At 74.6% G+C, this 15519-nt stretch carries 14 protein-coding genes; 9 read left to right on the top strand and 5 right to left on the bottom strand.

Annotation, left to right across the window (positions count from 1 at the left end):
* Window positions 1-118: 118 nt before the first annotated feature.
* The gene (locus ACZ4WV_RS24875) at window positions 119-727 is read right to left on the bottom strand and encodes a TetR/AcrR family transcriptional regulator (RefSeq protein ID WP_465750279.1); all 609 of its coding nucleotides are present in this window, start codon (window positions 725-727) and stop codon (window positions 119-121) included.
* A gap of 114 nt (window positions 728-841) precedes the next feature.
* On the opposite strand from ACZ4WV_RS24875, the gene ACZ4WV_RS24870 reads away from it, so the two are divergent.
* The gene (locus tag ACZ4WV_RS24870) at window positions 842-1393 is read left to right on the top strand and encodes a GNAT family N-acetyltransferase (protein ID WP_465750277.1); all 552 of its coding nucleotides are present in this window, start codon (window positions 842-844) and stop codon (window positions 1391-1393) included.
* 118 nt (window positions 1394-1511) lie between these two features.
* Here the strand turns inward: ACZ4WV_RS24870 and ACZ4WV_RS24865 are convergent, their stop codons facing one another.
* Entirely contained in the window at window positions 1512-3035 is a 1524-nt protein-coding gene (locus tag ACZ4WV_RS24865; RefSeq protein WP_465750275.1) for an MFS transporter, read from the bottom strand.
* Between the two features lie 170 nt (window positions 3036-3205).
* On the opposite strand from ACZ4WV_RS24865, the gene ACZ4WV_RS24860 reads away from it, so the two are divergent.
* The 3 genes from ACZ4WV_RS24860 to ACZ4WV_RS24850 all read left to right on the top strand — a co-directional run bounded on the left by ACZ4WV_RS24860 (window position 3206) and on the right by ACZ4WV_RS24850 (window position 5490).
* Window positions 3206-3895 (top strand): TetR/AcrR family transcriptional regulator, encoded by a 690-nt coding sequence (locus ACZ4WV_RS24860; RefSeq protein ID WP_465750273.1) that lies wholly within the window; start codon window positions 3206-3208, stop codon window positions 3893-3895.
* A 35-nt stretch (window positions 3896-3930) separates the two neighbouring features.
* Window positions 3931-4740 (top strand): enoyl-CoA hydratase/isomerase family protein, encoded by an 810-nt coding sequence (locus tag ACZ4WV_RS24855; RefSeq protein WP_465750271.1) that lies wholly within the window; start codon window positions 3931-3933, stop codon window positions 4738-4740.
* Window positions 4741-4887: 147 nt separating this feature from the next.
* Window positions 4888-5490, top strand: a complete 603-nt coding sequence (locus ACZ4WV_RS24850; RefSeq protein WP_465750270.1) for a hypothetical protein — start codon at window positions 4888-4890, stop codon at window positions 5488-5490.
* Between the two features lie 64 nt (window positions 5491-5554).
* On the opposite strand, the gene ACZ4WV_RS24845 is transcribed toward ACZ4WV_RS24850, so the two are convergent.
* Entirely contained in the window at window positions 5555-6781 is a 1227-nt protein-coding gene (locus ACZ4WV_RS24845; protein WP_465750268.1) for an acyl-CoA dehydrogenase family protein, read from the bottom strand.
* A gap of 126 nt (window positions 6782-6907) precedes the next feature.
* On the opposite strand from ACZ4WV_RS24845, the gene ACZ4WV_RS24840 reads away from it, so the two are divergent.
* Both ACZ4WV_RS24840 and ACZ4WV_RS24835 read left to right on the top strand, forming a co-directional pair.
* The gene (locus ACZ4WV_RS24840) at window positions 6908-7561 is read left to right on the top strand and encodes a TetR family transcriptional regulator (protein ID WP_465750266.1); all 654 of its coding nucleotides are present in this window, start codon (window positions 6908-6910) and stop codon (window positions 7559-7561) included.
* Between the two features lie 99 nt (window positions 7562-7660).
* Complete coding sequence (locus tag ACZ4WV_RS24835) at window positions 7661-9169, top strand: cellulase family glycosylhydrolase (RefSeq protein WP_465750264.1); 1509 nt, start codon at window positions 7661-7663, stop codon at window positions 9167-9169.
* Window positions 9170-9172: 3 nt separating this feature from the next.
* Here the strand turns inward: ACZ4WV_RS24835 and ACZ4WV_RS24830 are convergent, their stop codons facing one another.
* Entirely contained in the window at window positions 9173-11197 is a 2025-nt protein-coding gene (locus ACZ4WV_RS24830; RefSeq protein ID WP_465750262.1) for a M3 family metallopeptidase, read from the bottom strand.
* A gap of 165 nt (window positions 11198-11362) precedes the next feature.
* Here ACZ4WV_RS24830 and ACZ4WV_RS24825 point away from each other — a divergent pair, with 165 nt between their 5' ends.
* Window positions 11363-13090, top strand: coding sequence for a bifunctional 3'-5' exonuclease/DNA polymerase (locus tag ACZ4WV_RS24825; RefSeq protein WP_465750260.1), 1728 nt, complete (start codon window positions 11363-11365; stop codon window positions 13088-13090).
* A 98-nt stretch (window positions 13091-13188) separates the two neighbouring features.
* Here the strand turns inward: ACZ4WV_RS24825 and dhaM are convergent, their stop codons facing one another.
* The gene (gene dhaM / locus ACZ4WV_RS24820) at window positions 13189-13581 is read right to left on the bottom strand and encodes a dihydroxyacetone kinase phosphoryl donor subunit DhaM (protein ID WP_465750258.1); all 393 of its coding nucleotides are present in this window, start codon (window positions 13579-13581) and stop codon (window positions 13189-13191) included.
* A gap of 199 nt (window positions 13582-13780) precedes the next feature.
* On the opposite strand from dhaM, the gene dhaK reads away from it, so the two are divergent.
* Window positions 13781-14776, top strand: coding sequence for a dihydroxyacetone kinase subunit DhaK (gene dhaK / locus ACZ4WV_RS24815; RefSeq protein ID WP_465750256.1), 996 nt, complete (start codon window positions 13781-13783; stop codon window positions 14774-14776).
* A 14-nt stretch (window positions 14777-14790) separates the two neighbouring features.
* Window positions 14791-15417 carry a dihydroxyacetone kinase subunit DhaL gene (gene dhaL / locus ACZ4WV_RS24810; RefSeq protein ID WP_465750254.1) on the top strand — a complete coding sequence of 209 codons (627 nt, stop codon included), beginning with the start codon at window positions 14791-14793 and terminating at the stop codon, window positions 15415-15417.
* Window positions 15418-15519 lie beyond the last annotated feature (102 nt).

Raw genomic sequence — 15519 nt, 5'->3', positions numbered from 1 at the left:
CGTGACGATCCGTGTCCCGGCGCCGGGAAAGCGACCGGAATTGCGGAATGAATCCCTCACCGCCGCAGGAAACCGCCCCGGGAAAGCACCTCGGGAGCCGGGCCGCCGGCCTTGCCGGTCAGCCCGCCAATCCGGCCAGATAGGCGTCGAGCAGGGCGATCTGCCGCTCGGCCGGGAACTCCGCCGGGGCGAACAGCGCCTGCACCACCAGCCCCAGCGCGAACGCCTGCGCCCCCGCCGCCAGCCCGGCGGGGTCCGCCCCGGCCGGGAGCTCGCCGAGCCGCTGGGCGTCCGCCACGTGCGCCGTCAGCGCCTCCCGGGAGCGGGCGTAACGGCCCGCGTGCGCGGCCGCCAGCTCCGGATCGGCCAGGGCGACGTCCCAGGAGCCCACCCAGATCCGGTTGCCCGCCACGGCCGCCTCGTCCAGCGGCAGCACGTCGAGCAGTGCGGCCCGCAGCCGGGCCAGCCCGACCGGCGGCGGGGTGCCGTCGACGGGGGCGGCGCGCCGGGGCCGGGCCGCCGACCGCCGGTCGAGCTCCTCCAGCGCATGGCTCAGCAGTGCCCGCTTGTTCGGGAAGTAGTGCGTCAACAGCCCAGTGGAAGCGCCCAGTTCGGCCGCCACCGCGCGCAGCGTCAACCCCTCGAAGCCCTTGGTGGAGAGCACCCGCCACACCCCCTCGGAGACTTCCGAGCGGCGGGCGTCATGGTCTCCACGGGCTGGCGTCATGGGGGCTATCGTACATACCAAACGTTTGTTATGAATGAGGGCCGACAGCCCGCGCACCACTCCACCACCCGCGCCGCACTCCGTGCCTCGCGCCCCACCCTGAAAGGCCCGCCCGTGTTTTCCGTACCGCTCGCCGAGAACGCCGAACTGCGCCCGCTGGAGCCCTGGCAGGCCCCCGAGTTCCTGGCCCACATCGACCGTGCCCGGTCCCACACCGACCCGTGGATCCCGTGGGCCACCTTCTCCACCGACCTGGACTCGGCCCGCGCCACCCTCCAGCGCTACGCCGACGGCCAGGCGGTCGACGAGCGCCGGATCTACGGCATCTGGCGGGACGGCACGCTGGTCGGCGGCGTGATGTTCGTGCACTTCAGCACCAAGACCGGCAACTGCGAGATCGGCGCCTGGACCGAGCCGGCCGGCGAGGGCGGCGGCCTGGTCACCGCCGCCGTGCGGCAGCTGCTCGACTACGCCTTCGTCACCCGCGGCCTGCACCGCGCGGAGTGGTGGTGCTCGGCCGTCAACGCCCGCAGCCGAGCGGTGGCCGAGCGGGTCGGCATGCGGCGGGACGGCGTGCTGCGCGAGTGGTTCCTGCACGACGGGGTGCGCCACGACAAGGAGATCTGGGCGATCCTGGCCCCCGAGTGGGCCGCCGCGAAGGCCTGACGCGGGACCCGGCGGCACCGAACCGGAGCGGACCGGACGTACCGGGGGGGGGGGGGGGGGGGGGGGGGGGGGGGGGGGGGGGGGGGGGGTCCCCCCCCCCCCCCGCCCTGACTCCGGCTCAGGCGGCCAGCACCGGCTCCCCGGCCGTCCCCGCCGCCGCCTCCGCCGACCGCAGCCGCAGTGCCAGCACCAGCACGAGCGCCATCACGCCGCCCGCCGACAGGAACACCACGTCCACCGCGTCGGTGAAGCTGCGCACCACGTGCTCCCGGGCCGCGCCCGTCAGCACCCGCACCGCTCCGAGCGGCCGCCCCGGCTCACCGGCCTCGAAGACCCGGGCCAACAGGGTGCCGAAGAGCGCCGCGCCCAGCGCCCCGCCGAGGGTCTGGAAGAACCGGATGCCGCTGGTCGCCACGCCGAGCTGGTGGCGCGGGGCGGTGTCCTGCACCAGCGTGATCAGCTGTCCGATCAGCTGGCCGAACCCGGCGCCGAGCAGGGCGAGTTCCGCACCCACCGCCCACAGCGGGGTGTCCGGCCCGCTGAGCCCGAGCAGCACCAGGGCCAGCGTCCCGGAGGCGGCGCCGGCCGTCAGGAAGGTGCGCGGCGACCGGCCTCGGGCGATCAGCCGGGTGGCCAGCAGACCGACTCCGGTCATCCCGGCCGCCATCGGCATCAGGTAGAGGCTCGCCGTGGTCGGGGCGATCCCCCGGGCGACCTGCAGGTAGATCATCACGTAGACGATCGAGCCGGTCATGCCCATTCCGACCAGGCCCTGGACGGCGAAGCCGATCCGCACGACCGGGATCCGGAAAAGCGAGAGCGGCAGCACCGGTTCGGCGGCGGTGGCCTGGCGCCAGAGGAACAGCCCAAGGGCGGCCAGGGTGGCGGCGGACAGGCCGGTGATCTGCGGGGAGGTCCAGGCGTAGTCCTTGCCGCCCCATTCGGTGACCAACAGCAGGCCGGTGGCGAAGGCGGCGGCCAGCGTGGCGCCGAGGAAGTCAAGGCCGCGTCGGTGCGCGCTCTGCGGCAGCTTGATCACCAGGGCGACGCCGGCCACCACGAGCAGGCCGAGCGGCAGGTTGATGTAGAAGATCCAGCGCCAGCCGAGGTGGTCGGTGAACAGCGCGCCGACCAGCGGGCCGACGGCCATGCCCAGGCCCGTGACGATGCCGCCCATCGCGCCGCCCTTGCCGCTGCCGCGCTCCTCAGGGTCCTGGAGGTGGGCGATGACCACCATGGTGACGCTCATCAGCCCGCCGCCTCCGATGCCCTGGACGGCCCGGAAGGCGATCAGCTGGTCCATCGACTGCGCGGCCCCGCACAGCGCCGAGCCGAGCAGGAAGGCGCCGAGCGCACCCAGCAGCACCCGCTTGGCGCCGTAGACGTCGCAGAGCTTGCCGTAGAGCGGCAGCAGCGCGGTGGCGGCCAGCGCGAAGGCGCTCACCAGCCAGGGCAGCCGGTCGACGCCGTGGACGGGGTCGAGGTCCCGGACGATCGGCACGGTGGCCGCCGAGACGATGTTCGAGTCGAGGACGGCCAGCACGATCGTGGCCAGGCAGAGCAGCAGGCCCAGCGTGCGTCGGGCGGCCGTCATCGGGCCGGTCCCGGCCTGGACGGGTGTGTTCGGAGCGGCGGATGCCATCGGTAAGTCCCCCCGGATTCGGTGGAGTTCGGCCGCGGCCGGCATGGTCCGGCGGGCTCGCCACCACCATGGCAGCCCACTTGGACTGAGTCAATTCTTCAGCTGAGACAATCTTTCAGCTCGGCTCATGCTTAGCCCTGGTCAAGGTTTGATCCTGGTACAGTCGGCCCATGGCGATCCACTCCGGCTTGGACCTCGGCCCCGCCCGCGACCTCGACGCGCTCCCGCTGCGCGAGCGCAAGAAGATCCAGACCGGCCTCCGGATCTTCCGGACGGCCGTCCGGCTGTTCGCCGAACGCGGTTTCGACCAGGTGTCGGTGGCCGAGATCGCAGCTGCGGCCGAGGTGTCCAAGATGACCGTCTTCAACTACTTCCCCACCAAGGAAGACCTGGTCATGGGCCCGATGGAACAGCACCTCGACGAGCCGGCCAGGGTGGTGCGCGAGCGTGCCCCGGGCACCTCGGCGGTCGCCGCGCTGCGCGAGCACTTCCTCACCGCGCTGGAGAAGCGGGACCCTGCCACCGGCCTGAACGACGACCAGGTGGTGTTGGACTTGATCCGGCTGGTCCACACGACCCCGGCGCTCGCCCTGCGTGCCGCCGCCGCCTTCGACCAGCGCGCCCAGTCCCTGCTCGCCGCGGAACTGCTCGCCCAGGACCCGGCCCACGACGAGCTGACCGCCCGGATCGCCGCCGCCCAGCTGCTCGCCGTCCGACTGACCCTGATCGGCGGCAACCACCGGCGGATGCTGTCCGGCGAACGCGCCGCCGACGCCCTGCCCGCCGCGCTGGACGAGGCCCGCCGTGCCTTCGCCCTGGTCGAACACGGCCTCGGCGACTACTGCGCCGGCACCGCCTGAGAGAGTGGGCGCACCACGACCGACCGGAGGTGCGCATGGACCAGCCACTGCTCACGCGGGACCGCTCCACCCTGCCCGCCCAGGCCGACGGCCTGAACGCCTACGTCGGCGAGGACGGCGTCGCGGTGCTGGAGATCGCCCGCCCGCACCGCCGCAACGCGGTGACCCTGGCCATCTGGCAGGCGCTACCTGAGGCCCTGGCGCGGATCGCCGGGCAGGAGAGGGTGCGCGCCCTGCTGCTGACCGGCGCGGGGAACACCTTCAGCGCCGGCGCGGACATCACCGAACTGGCCGAGGTCTACGGCGATCCGCAGCGCGCGCACGCCTACCACGCGATCAACGTGGCCGCCGAGGAGGCACTCGCGGCCTTCCCCCACCCGACGATCGCCGTGGTGCACGGCGCCTGCGTGGGCGGCGGCTGCCAGCTGGCCGTCGCCTGCGACCTGCGCTTCGTCGCCGACAACGCCCGACTGGGGATCACCCCGGCCAAGCTCGGCGTGGTCTACCCGGCAGTGCCGACGGTGCGGCTGGCCCGGCTGGTCGGCCCGGCCCGGGCCAAGTACCTGCTGTTCTCCGGCGAGTTGGTGTCCGGGCGGGACGCACTGCCGTTCGGCCTCGCGGAGAAGGTCCTGCCGGTCTCCGAACTGGACGCCGCCGCCCTAGAGTTCGCCCGGCTGCTGACCACCCGCTCGACCCAGACCATCGGCGCGGTCAAGTCCGCGCTGGCCGTCCCGCCGGAGCGCGCGGCCGAGGCGCTGGAGCCCTGGGAACGGCGCTCCCGGGAGGCCTCGGACGTGCACGAGGGCCTGGCCGCCTTCCTGGAGGGCCGCCCGCCCCGCTTCTGACCCCGCCCCGCTCCAAAATCCGGCCCCCGCCCCACTCCGGTCCACTCCGGCCCGGTCCGGTCGGGCGGGGGCGCGGGCGGCTCACGTACGATCATCCGACCGACGCCGAGCCGCCGACCACCCTTCTCCACCGGAGCACGCATCCCGATGACCACCGAGGCCGCGACCATCCCCGCCAGCCGGACGACCTGGGCCCGGCGGGTCACCGACGGCGTCGAGCCGAAGAACGTGATCATCGCGGTCTGCCTGCTGCTCGGCGGTCTGCGCTACGGCCTGACCGGCCTCGGCTGGGGCGCCTTCGCGGCGCTGTTCGCCGCCGTCATCCCCACCCTGTTCATCCAGCGCGGCATCCGCAAGGGCACCCTGGAGGACCGCCACGTCGGGCACCGCCGCCGCCGGCTGACCGTCATCCCGTTCATCATGGGCTCGGTGCTGACCAGCTTCGCGCTGATGATCGGACTTGACGCCCCCGCCGACCTCACCGCGATGGTGGCGGCGATGTTCGCCTCGCTGGTTCCCATCCTGGTGATCACCGTCTGGTGGAAGGTCTCCGTGCACACCGCCGTGGCCTCCGGCGCGGTGGTCTGCCTCGGCATCGCACTCGGCCCGCTGTGGCTGCTGCTCTACCCGCTGGTCGCGGTGATCGGCTGGTCCCGGGTGGTCCTGCGGGACCACACCACCGCGCAGACGGCCGTGGGCGCGGTGGTGGGCGCGGTCACCGCCGGGCTCACCTTCTGGCTGGCCCGGTAGCCCGCCGGCGGTTCCGGGCCCGCTCGCTCGCCGGGGGGCGAAATGCGGCCGGCCGGCTCGCCGGTCAGCGGATCGGCATCCCGGAGATCGCCCGGGCGATGACCAGCCGCTGGATCTCGCTGGTCCCCTCGAAGATCGAGTAGATCGCGCTGTCCCGGTGCATCCGCTCCACCGGGTACTCCCGGGTGAAGCCGTTGCCGCCCAGGATCTGCATCGCCTGCGCGGTGACGGACTTGGCCGTCTCGCCCGCGTACAGCTTGGACATCGAGCCCTCGGCCGCCGTGAACGGCTGGTTGTTGGCCGCCATCCAGGACGCCCGCCACACCAGCAGCCGGGCCGCGTCGATCCGGGTCTTCATGTCGGCGAGTTGGAAGGCCACGCCCTGGTTGTCGATGATCGGACGGCCGAACTGCTCGCGGGTCTTCGCGTAGTCCAGCGCCACCTCGTACGCGGCCCGGGCGATGCCGATGGCCTGCGCGCCGACGGCCGGGCGGGAGGCCTCGAAGGTGGCCATCGCCGCGTTGCCCCTGCCGCCGGAGCGCTTGACGCCCTCGCGGGCCCGGGCCAACCGCTCGTCCAGCTTCTCCTTGCCGCCGAGCAGGCAGCTGCCGGGCACCCGGACGCCGTCGAGCACCACCTCGGCGGTGTGCGAGGCGCGGATGCCGTGCTTCTTGAACTTCTGGCCCTGGCTCAGCCCCGGCGTTCCCGGCGGGACGACGAAGGAGGCGTGTCCGCGCGTGCCGAGCTCCGGGTCGACGCTCGCGACCACGACGTGCACGGCGGCGATCCCGCCGTTGGTGGCCCAGGTCTTGGTGCCGTTGAGCACCCACTCGTCCTTGGCCTGGTCGTAGACGGCCCGGGTGCGCAGCGCGCCCACGTCGGAGCCGGCGTCCGGCTCGGAGGAGCAGAAGGCGGCCACCTTGACGTCGTCCGGGGTGCCGAACATCTGCGGGGTCCAGGTGCCGATCTGCTCGTCGGTGCCGTTGGCCAGCACCGCGACGGCGGCGAGCGTGGTGCCCACGATGGACAGTCCGAGGCCCGCGTCACCCCAGAACAGCTCCTCCATGGCGATCGGGATGCCGACGCCGGAGGGGTCGAAGTACTGCTGGGCGTAGAAGTCCAGGGAGTAGATGCCGAGCTTGGCGGCCTCCTGGATGATCGGCCAGGGGGTCTCCTCGCGCTCGTCCCACTCGGCGGCGGCCGGGCGCATCACGTCGGCGGCGAAGCCGTGCAGCCAGTCGCGTACGGCGAGCTGGTCCGCGCCCGGGTCCAGCGAGAACGTGCTGCTCATGGTGCTTTCCTCCGAAGAAGGGGTACGGCCGACCGGGGTGTTACCTCAGGTAACATCGTCGGAGTCTGCTACTGATTGGTAACCGGTGTCAACGCCCAGCACCCCCCAGCACCCGAGGAGCAGCGCATGTCCCGAGAGCCCCGCCGCGAGCAGCTGCTCAACGCCGCCGACCGGGTCATCCAGCGCGAGGGACCGGGCGCCAGCATGAACGCCATCGCCGCCGAGGCCGGCATCACCAAACCGATCCTCTACCGGCACTTCGGCGACCGGAACGGCCTGATCGGAGCCCTCACCGAGCGCCACACCAGCGGCCTGCTGGCCGCGATCCGGGCCGCCCTGGCCGAACCGCTGGAACGCCGCGACCGGGTCGAGCACGTCCTGGACACCTACCTCGCCGGGATCGAGGCCCGGCCGCAGGTCTACCGCCTGCTCACCCACCCCGAGCCCGGCGACCCGAGCGGCGCCGGCAACGCGCTCGCCCCCGCCCTGCGGCAGATCGCCGAGGAGATCACCCGGTCCGTCCAGAGCCAGATCGACCTCGGCGCCGACCGCGACCTGCTCGCCGAGGCCTGGGGCCGGGGCATCACCGGCATGGTACTGGCCGCCGGGGACTGGTGGCTGGAGAGCAAGCCCTGTTCGCGCACCCGCATGGTGCAGGCCCTGGCCGACCTGCTCTGGGGCCGGCTGGCCGCCGCCGCCGACCTGCCCACCGCCCTCCTGCCCAGCGGGCCGGCCGAGCCCGCCCCGGGGCGCGCCGTGGACCGACCCGCCGCGACCTGAACTGCCGCGACCTGAACTTCCCTCGGGTGCACGGCCCTTGTGCCGCACCCCGCGCCACGGGCATCATCGGGCCCCCACCCTCCGCCGTGCGAGGTCCCGATGCGCCTGCGCCGCACCGCCGTTGCCCTGCTGCTCGCCGCCACCGCCACCCTGCCTGCCGGCACCGGCACCGGCGCCGCCGCCCCGGCCTCGGCCGCCGCCCACGGCGGACCTCCGGACCGCTTCCCCACCGGGACGGCCACCGCTCCGAACGGCCGCACCGCGCTCACCGACGCCCTGGGCCGCCACCTCCAGCTGCGCGGCTTCAACCTCGACAAGTACGCCGAAGCGACCGGGGCCGACCTCGACTCCCTCGCCGCCCAGGGCTTCACCCTGGTCCGGCTGCCGGTCTCCTGGACCAGGCTGGAGCCCGAGCGCGGCCGCCTCGACCCCGCCGAACTCCACCGCCTCCAGCAACTCCTCACCCGGGCCGACCAGTTGGGCCTGCTCGTCCTGGTCGACTTCCACCAGGACGTCTACGGGCCGAAGTTCGGCGGCGGCACCAACGGCATCCCGCTCTGGGCCACCCGCGACGACGGCCTGCCCTTCACCCCCGACCCCCACGACTGGTTCGCCGGCTACTTCCAGCCCGCCGTCCAGGCCGCCTTCCGCCACCTCTACGACGACCCCGACCTGCGCACCTGGCAGGCCGACTTCTACACCCGGCTGGCCCGCGAACTGCGCGGCCACCCTTCACTGTTGGGCTACGACCTGTTCAACGAGCCGTTCGGCCCGGTGGACGGCGACCCGAGCGACCCGGCCGTCCTGGCCGCCGCCTCCGCCGCCCTGGAGCAGGGCCGGCTCGCCGACATGTACCGCCGGCTGATCACCGCCGTGCGCCGGGTCGACTCCCGCGCCTGGCTGTTCGTCGAACCGACCGTCCTGGTCGGCCAGGGCGTGCCGACCAGGCTGCCCGGCTTCACCGACCCCCGCCCGGGCGCGCCCCGGCTCGGCTACGCCCCGCACTTCTACGACACCGCGGTGGAGAACGGCGCCGACTGGGACCCCGCCGACGGCTTCGTCGAGCGGTACGCCGCCGCGATCACCGGCTACCCCACCGCGAACCGCCTGCCGGTGCTGGTCGGCGAGTGGGGCCCGCCCGACTCCCGCACCCCGGGCAACACCCTGCTGGTCCGCCGGCAGGTCGCCGCGATGGACGCCTTCGCCGAGGGCTGGACCATGTGGTACTGGTGCCGCGGCACCGGCGGCTACTGCGCGCTCGACCCGGCCGGGCGCCCGGCTCCCGGGGACGGGCCCTCCTTCGGCCCGTACCCGGTGGCCGTCGCCGGCACCGACGTCCACACCGGCCCCGGCACCGATCTCAGCACCACCGGCACCACCGGCACCAACGGCACCACCGTCCGCTGGATCGCCGACGGCACCGGGCACACCACCGAACTGGTGCTGCCGGCCGCCGCGTTCCCGCGCGGCGCCCGGATCGCCGTCTCCCCCGCCGGCGCCCGCACCGAGGTCGAGCAGCCTTCGGACGGACGGGCGGGAACGGTCCGGCTCCGCCTCCCGCACGCCCGCCCGGGCACCCCGGTGACGGTCGCGCTCACACCCCGGTGACGATCAGGCCAGCCCCCGGCGGGCCAGCAGCGGCCCGGTCTCCGGCGCCCGGCCGACCACCGCGCGGAAGGACTCCAGCGGGTCGCGGCTGAAGCCGCGCGCCAGCAGCTCCCGCCGGAACAGCTCACCGCTGTCCCGCACCGGCTTCCCGTTGGTCTCGAACCACTGCACGGTGTCCGCGTCCAGCACCTCGGACCAGATGTACGCGTAGTACCCGGCGCTGTAGCCGCTGGAGAAGATGTGCTGGAAGTACGTCGTGCGGTAACGCGGCGGGATCGCCGGGACGACGATCCCCGCCTCCGCCAGCGCCCGCGCCTCGAACTCCCCGGCGTCCGCGACCTCGGCGCCCTGCGGCAGGGTGTGCCACGCCCAGTCCAGCAGCGTCGCGGCCAGGTACTCCACCGTCCGGAAGCCCTGCCCGAAGCCCTCGGCGGCCGTCATCCGACCGACCAGCCCGGCCGGCAGCGGCTCCCCGGTCTCGTGGTGGCGGGCGTAGTTGGCCAGCACCTCCGGCCGGACCATCCACATCTCGTTGACCTGCGAGGGGAACTCCACGAAGTCCCGCGGCACCGCCGTACCGGCGAACAGCGGGTAGGTGACGTCCGAGAACAGCCCGTGCAGCGCGTGCCCGAACTCGTGGAAGAGCGTGCGCACCTCGTCCCAGCTGAGCAGGGCCGGCTCGCCGGGCGCCGGGCGCGCGACGTTGAGGTTGTTCAGCACCACCGCCCGCCGTCCGGTCAGCCCCGACTGGCTGACCAGCTCGTCCATCCAGGCGCCGCCGCGCTTGGACGCCCGGGTGTGGAAGTCGCCGATGAACAGGCCCAGCGAGGCGCCGTCCTCCTCGAACACCTCGAAGACCCGGGCGTCCGGGTGGTGCGCCGTCAGCTCCGGCCGCTCGGTGAAGCGCAGTCCGTACGCGAGCTCCGCGGCGAAGAACACGCCGTCCTTCAGCACCCGCTCCAGCTCGAAGTACGGGCGCAGCGCCGCCGCGTCCACCTGGTAGGAGGTCTGCCGGACCTTCTCCGAGTAGTACGCCCAGTCGTGCGCGGCGATCTCCTCGACGCCGTCCGCGGCCGCCACCTTGGCCAGCTCGGCGGCCTCCCGGCGGGCGTTGGCCACGGCCGGCTCGACCAGCCGGGCCAGCAGGCCGGCGACCGCCTCCACCGTCCCGGCCGTCTCGTCCGCCACCACGTACGCGGCGTGGCTCGGGTACCCCAGCAGCGCGGCCCGCTCGGCGCGCAGCGCGGCCATCCGGATCGCCAGCGGGCCGTTGGACTCGCCGCCGCGGGCGAGCGAGGCGGCGAGCAGCCGCTCGCGCACCGACCGGTCGCTGAGCTGGGCCAGTTCGGGCTGGCCGGAGGTGCTCTTCAGGCTCAGCACGTACTTGCCCTCGTGGCCGAGCACCCGGGCGTTCTCCGCGGCGGCGGCGATCGCGCCGGAGGAGAGCCCGGCCAGCTCCTCGGCGGAGTCCACCACGAGTGCGGCGGCGCGGGTGGCGGCGTTCACGTTCTGCTGGAACGTCGTGCCCAGCGCGGCCAGTTCGGCGTTGAGTTCGCGCAGCCTGGCCTGCTCGGCCTCGCCGAGCCGGGCGCCGGAGCGGACGAAGGCGGTGTACCGGCGCTCCAGCAGGCGCAGCGACTCCGGGTCCAGCCCCAGGCCGGCCCGGGCCTCGTACAGCGCCTCGATCCGGGCGAACAGCCGCTGGTCCAGGTGGATCGCGTCGTGGTGGGCGGCGAGCAGCGGGCTCACCTTCGCCTCCACCTCGTCCAGCAGGTCGGTGGTGTCGGAGGAGGACTGGTTGCGGAACACCGCGTCCACCCGGCGCAGCAGTTCGCCGGAGCGCTCCAGGGCCACCAGGGTGTTCTCGAAGGTCGGCAGCTCCGGGGAGTCGGTGATCGCCGCGATCTCGGCCAGCTGCTCGGCCATCCCGCGCTCGTAAGCCGGCAGGTAGTGCTCCTGCCGGATCTCGGCGTAGGGCGGCAGTTGGTACACCAGCGGGCTGGGCGTGAAGAACGGGTTCTCGGTCATTTCGCCGACCATACGCGGTGTCACCCGGCCTGCCCATACGCCTCCGGGGCCCGGTTGTGCGCGGTTGTCGGACCCACCCGTTAACGTCGACGCCGCGGGCCCGTCGCCCGCACGCCCGTGCCCCCACCCGCACGTCCGACCGCCCACCGGAGAGGAGACGCCACCGTGGCCCCCAGAACCGCCCTGGTGCCCGACGCGCACGGCCCCGGCGGCCGCCTCCAGCCGCTGGACGACGCCGGGGCGCCGCTCGGTCCGCCGGAGGCCGTCCGCGACCTCGCCGCCGCCGTGGCCGCCCGGGAGGCCGGCGGGAGCGACGGCCCGGGCGGGCCCCGCTGGGTCTGGGCCGCCGCCGACTCCGGGTACGCCCCCCTGCTGCCCCGCCTGCCGGACCGGCTCGCCCGCTGCCACGACCTGCGGCTGGTCGAGGCCCTGCTGCTGGGCCACGAGGGCCGCATCGGCGCGCCGCGCTCGCTCGGCGCCGCCTGGTCCCGGCTGCGTGGCCTGCCCGTCCCGGACGACCTGCCCGAGTCTGGCCTGGCCGACGCGGACGACGGCCAGGACACCCTGTTCGCCCCCGACCGGCTGCAACTGCCGCCCGGCGCCGACCCGTTGGCCGCGGTGGTGGCCGTGCACGCCGAGCAGCAGCGGCGAATCGCCGCCATCGCCGACCCGGCCGCCCGGCAGCGCTTCCGGCTGCTGGTCGCCGCCGAGTCGGCCGGCGCGCTCGCGGCCGCCGAGATGGCCCACGACGGCCTGCCCTGGCGCGCCGACGTCCACGACCGGCTGCTGACCGAACTGCTCGGCCCGCGCCCCACCGTGCCCGGCACCCAGCCCCGGCGGCTCGCCGACCTCGCCGTCGAGCTCCAGCAGGCGCTGGGCGCCAAGCCGTTCAACCCCGACTCGCACACCCAGGTGCTGCGTGCCTTCGCGGAGGCCGGCATCCAGCTCGGCTCCACCCGCTCCTGGGAGCTCAGGGGCGTCGACCACCCGGCCGCCCGACTGCTGCTCCGTTACAAGGAGCTCTCCCGGATCCACGTCGCCCACGGCTGGGCCTGGCAGGACGCCTGGGCCCGCGGCGGCCGCTTCCGGCCCGAGTACGTCGTCGGCGGTGTGGTCTCCGGCCGTTGGGCCAGCCGCGGCGGCGGCGCCCTGCAGATCCCGCGCATCCTGCGCCGCGCCGTGGTCGCGGACCCGGGCTGGCTGCTGGTGGTCGCCGACGCCGCCCAACTGGAGCCGCGGGTGCTCGCCGCGCTCTCCGGGGACGCCGGGCTGGCCCGCACCGCCGCCGGCGGCGACCTCTACGAGGCGCTCGCCGCGACCGCCTTCCAGGGGGACCGGGACAAGGCCAAGCTCGGCCTGCTCGGCGCCATGTACGGGCAGACCAGCGGCGACATCGGCCCGCTGCTGAACACCCTGCGCCGCCGCTACCCCGCCGCGATGGGCTACGTCGAGGCCGCCGCCCGCACCGGCGAGGACGGCGGCGTGGTCGCCTCCCGGCTCGGCCGGGTCTGCCCGCCCGCCTCCGCCGACTTCCTCGACCTCACCGAGGCCGACACCACCGGCGAGGCCGGCGGCCGCACCGCCCGCGCCCGCGGCCGGTTCACCCGCAACTTCGTCATCCAGGCCAGCGCCGCCGACTGGGCACTCGCCCTGATCGCCGCGCTGCGCCGACGCCTGGCCGAGCTGCCGGCGGCCGGCCCCGCGGACCGCCCGCACCTGGTGTTCTTCCAGCACGACGAGGTGATCGTGCACACCCCGGCCAACCTGGCGGACGCGGTGGCCGCCGCCGTCACCGAGGCGGCCGACGAGGCCCGGCGGCTGGTGTTCGGCGACACCCCGGTGCGGTTCCCGCTCAGCACGGCGGTGGTGGACTGCTACGCGGACGCGAAGTAACCAGCCCGCGCGCCCGGCGGGAACCGTCGGGAACCGTCGGGAACCGTCGGGAACCGTCGGGAACCGTCGGGAACCGTCGGGAACCGTCGGCAAGCCTCCTACAGCTTGCGGAACGACCGCGCCTCCTCGGCCGCCGCGACCACCTCGGCCAGCCCCGCCCCGGTCGAGGCCGTGACGGCGGCCGCAACCGCGCCCTCTACGAACGGCGCGTCCACCAGCCGCACGCCAGGGCGCGGCTCGTCCTCCAGTACGGTCACCGCGGTGAGCACCGAACTGCCGAGGTCCGGCAGCACGACCACACCCGCCCCGTCGTCCGCCTCCGCGATCGCTCCGGCGATCAGCTCGTAGCTGGTCCCGAGCCCGCCGTCCTCCGTCCCGGCCGCGACCAGCACGCGCACGCCGTCCGGGGCGAGTTCGGCGAGCAGCTCGCGCAGCCCGGCGGCCAGCGTGGCGCTGTGCGAAACCAGAACAATGCCCACTCGCTCAGTCATGCGCCCGACCCTACGGGCCCGCCCGCTACTCCGGGAGGGTGAGCGCGATCGCGCGTGTCGCACCCCGCGCCCCGCACTCCCGTCTGGCGTAGCGTCGGCTCCGGGGCGTTCGATCGGACCGACCCGCACGCCCCGCCGCCACGCGCGGCGTCCGCCGCCACGGCGCCCGGCACCGAGGCCACCAAGGGAGCGAAGAGCGTTGAAGAAGCTGATCAACACCCCGGAGGGCGTCCTGGAGGACGCGCTGGCCGGGGTCGCCGCGGCCCATCCCGAGCTGTCGGTGGACATCCCCAACCGGGTGATCACCCGGGCCGGCCGCCCGGCCGCCCCCAAGGTCGCGCTGATCTCCGGCGGCGGCTCCGGGCACGAACCGCTGCACGGCGGCTTCGTCGGGCCGGGCATGCTCGACGCAGCCTGCCCCGGCGAGGTCTTCACCTCGCCCGTCCCGGACCAGATGCTGGCCGCCGCCAAGGCGGTGGAGAACGGCGCCGGGGTGGTCTTCGTCGTAAAGAACTACACCGGTGACGTGATGAACTTCGAGCTCGCCGCCGAACTCGCCGCCGAGGAGGGTCTGGAGGTCCGCACCGTCCTGGTGAACGACGACGTCGCGGTCGAGGACTCCACCTGGACGGCCGGGCGCCGGGGCACCGGTGCGACCGTCCTGGTGGAGAAGACCGCCGGCGCGCTGGCCGAGCGCGGCGCCACCCTGGACGAGGTGGCCGCCCTGGGCGAGCGGGTCAACGCGGCCTCCCGCTCCTTCGCGATCGCGCTCACCGCCGCCACCGTCCCGACCGCCGGCAAGCCCGGCTTCGACCTGCCCGAGGACGAGATCGAGGTCGGTGTCGGCATCCACGGCGAGCCCGGCCGCCGCCGCGAGAAGCTCCGCCCGGCCCGTGAGCTGGCCGCCGAGGTGGTCGAGACCGTCCTCACCGACCACCACCTGACCCCGGGCGACGAGGTGATCGCCCTGCTCAACGGCCTCGGCGGGACGCCGCTGCTGGAGCTGTACGTGGTCTACGGCGAGGTCGCCGACCGGCTCGCCGAACGCGGCATCACGGTGGCCCGCAGCCTGGTCGGCAACTACGTCACCAGTCTGGACATGGCCGGCTTCTCACTCACCCTCACCAAGGCCGACGCCCAGCTCCTGGAACTCTGGGACGCCCCGGTCGACACCCCCGCCCTCAAGCGGGCCTGACGGGGGCGCGCCCGATGGACTTCGACACCCGGCTCGCCGAGGCCTGGATCCGCGCGATCGCCGCAGCCGTCGACGGGGAGCAGGCCCGGCTCACCGAACTGGACTCCGCGATCGGCGACGGCGACCACGGCAGCAACCTCCAGCGCGGCTTCACCGCCGCCGTCAGCTCGCTGGACGGCCTCCGGCCCACCGGCCCCGGCGCCGTCCTCAGCAAGACCGGCATCACCCTCATCTCCAAGGTCGGCGGCGCCTCCGGCCCGCTCTACGGCAAGGCCTTCCACGCCCTCGGCGCCGCCCTGCGCGAGCCCGCCGCCCCGGCCGCCGTCGCCGAGGCCCTGGCATCGGGACTGGACGCCGTCCGCGCCCTCGGCAAGGCCGAGCCCGGGGACAAGACCATCGTCGACGCCTGGACCCCGGCCGTCGCGGCCTTCCGCCACGCGGCCGCCACCGGCGCGGCCCTGCCCGAGGCGGCGGCGGCCGCCGCCGAGGCCGCCGAGCAGGGCGCCCGCGACACCGTGCCCCTCCGGGCCCGCAAGGGCCGCGCCTCCTACCTGGGCGAACGCAGCATCGGCCACCAGGACCCCGGGGCCACCTCCACCGCCCTGATCTTCCGCGCCCTCGCCGAGGTCTGCGCCGGCTGACACCCGCCTCGGGGGGGGGGGGGGGGGGGGGGGGGGGGGGGGGGGGGGGGGGGGGGGGGAAGGACGCCACGCGAGAGACGGGAACGGCAGAGGGGCGGCTGC

This window comes from Kitasatospora sp. NPDC029312 (assembly GCF_055569215.1).
Note: the sequence above shows the minus strand (reverse complement) of the source record. Positions and strands in the feature narration are given on the sequence as shown.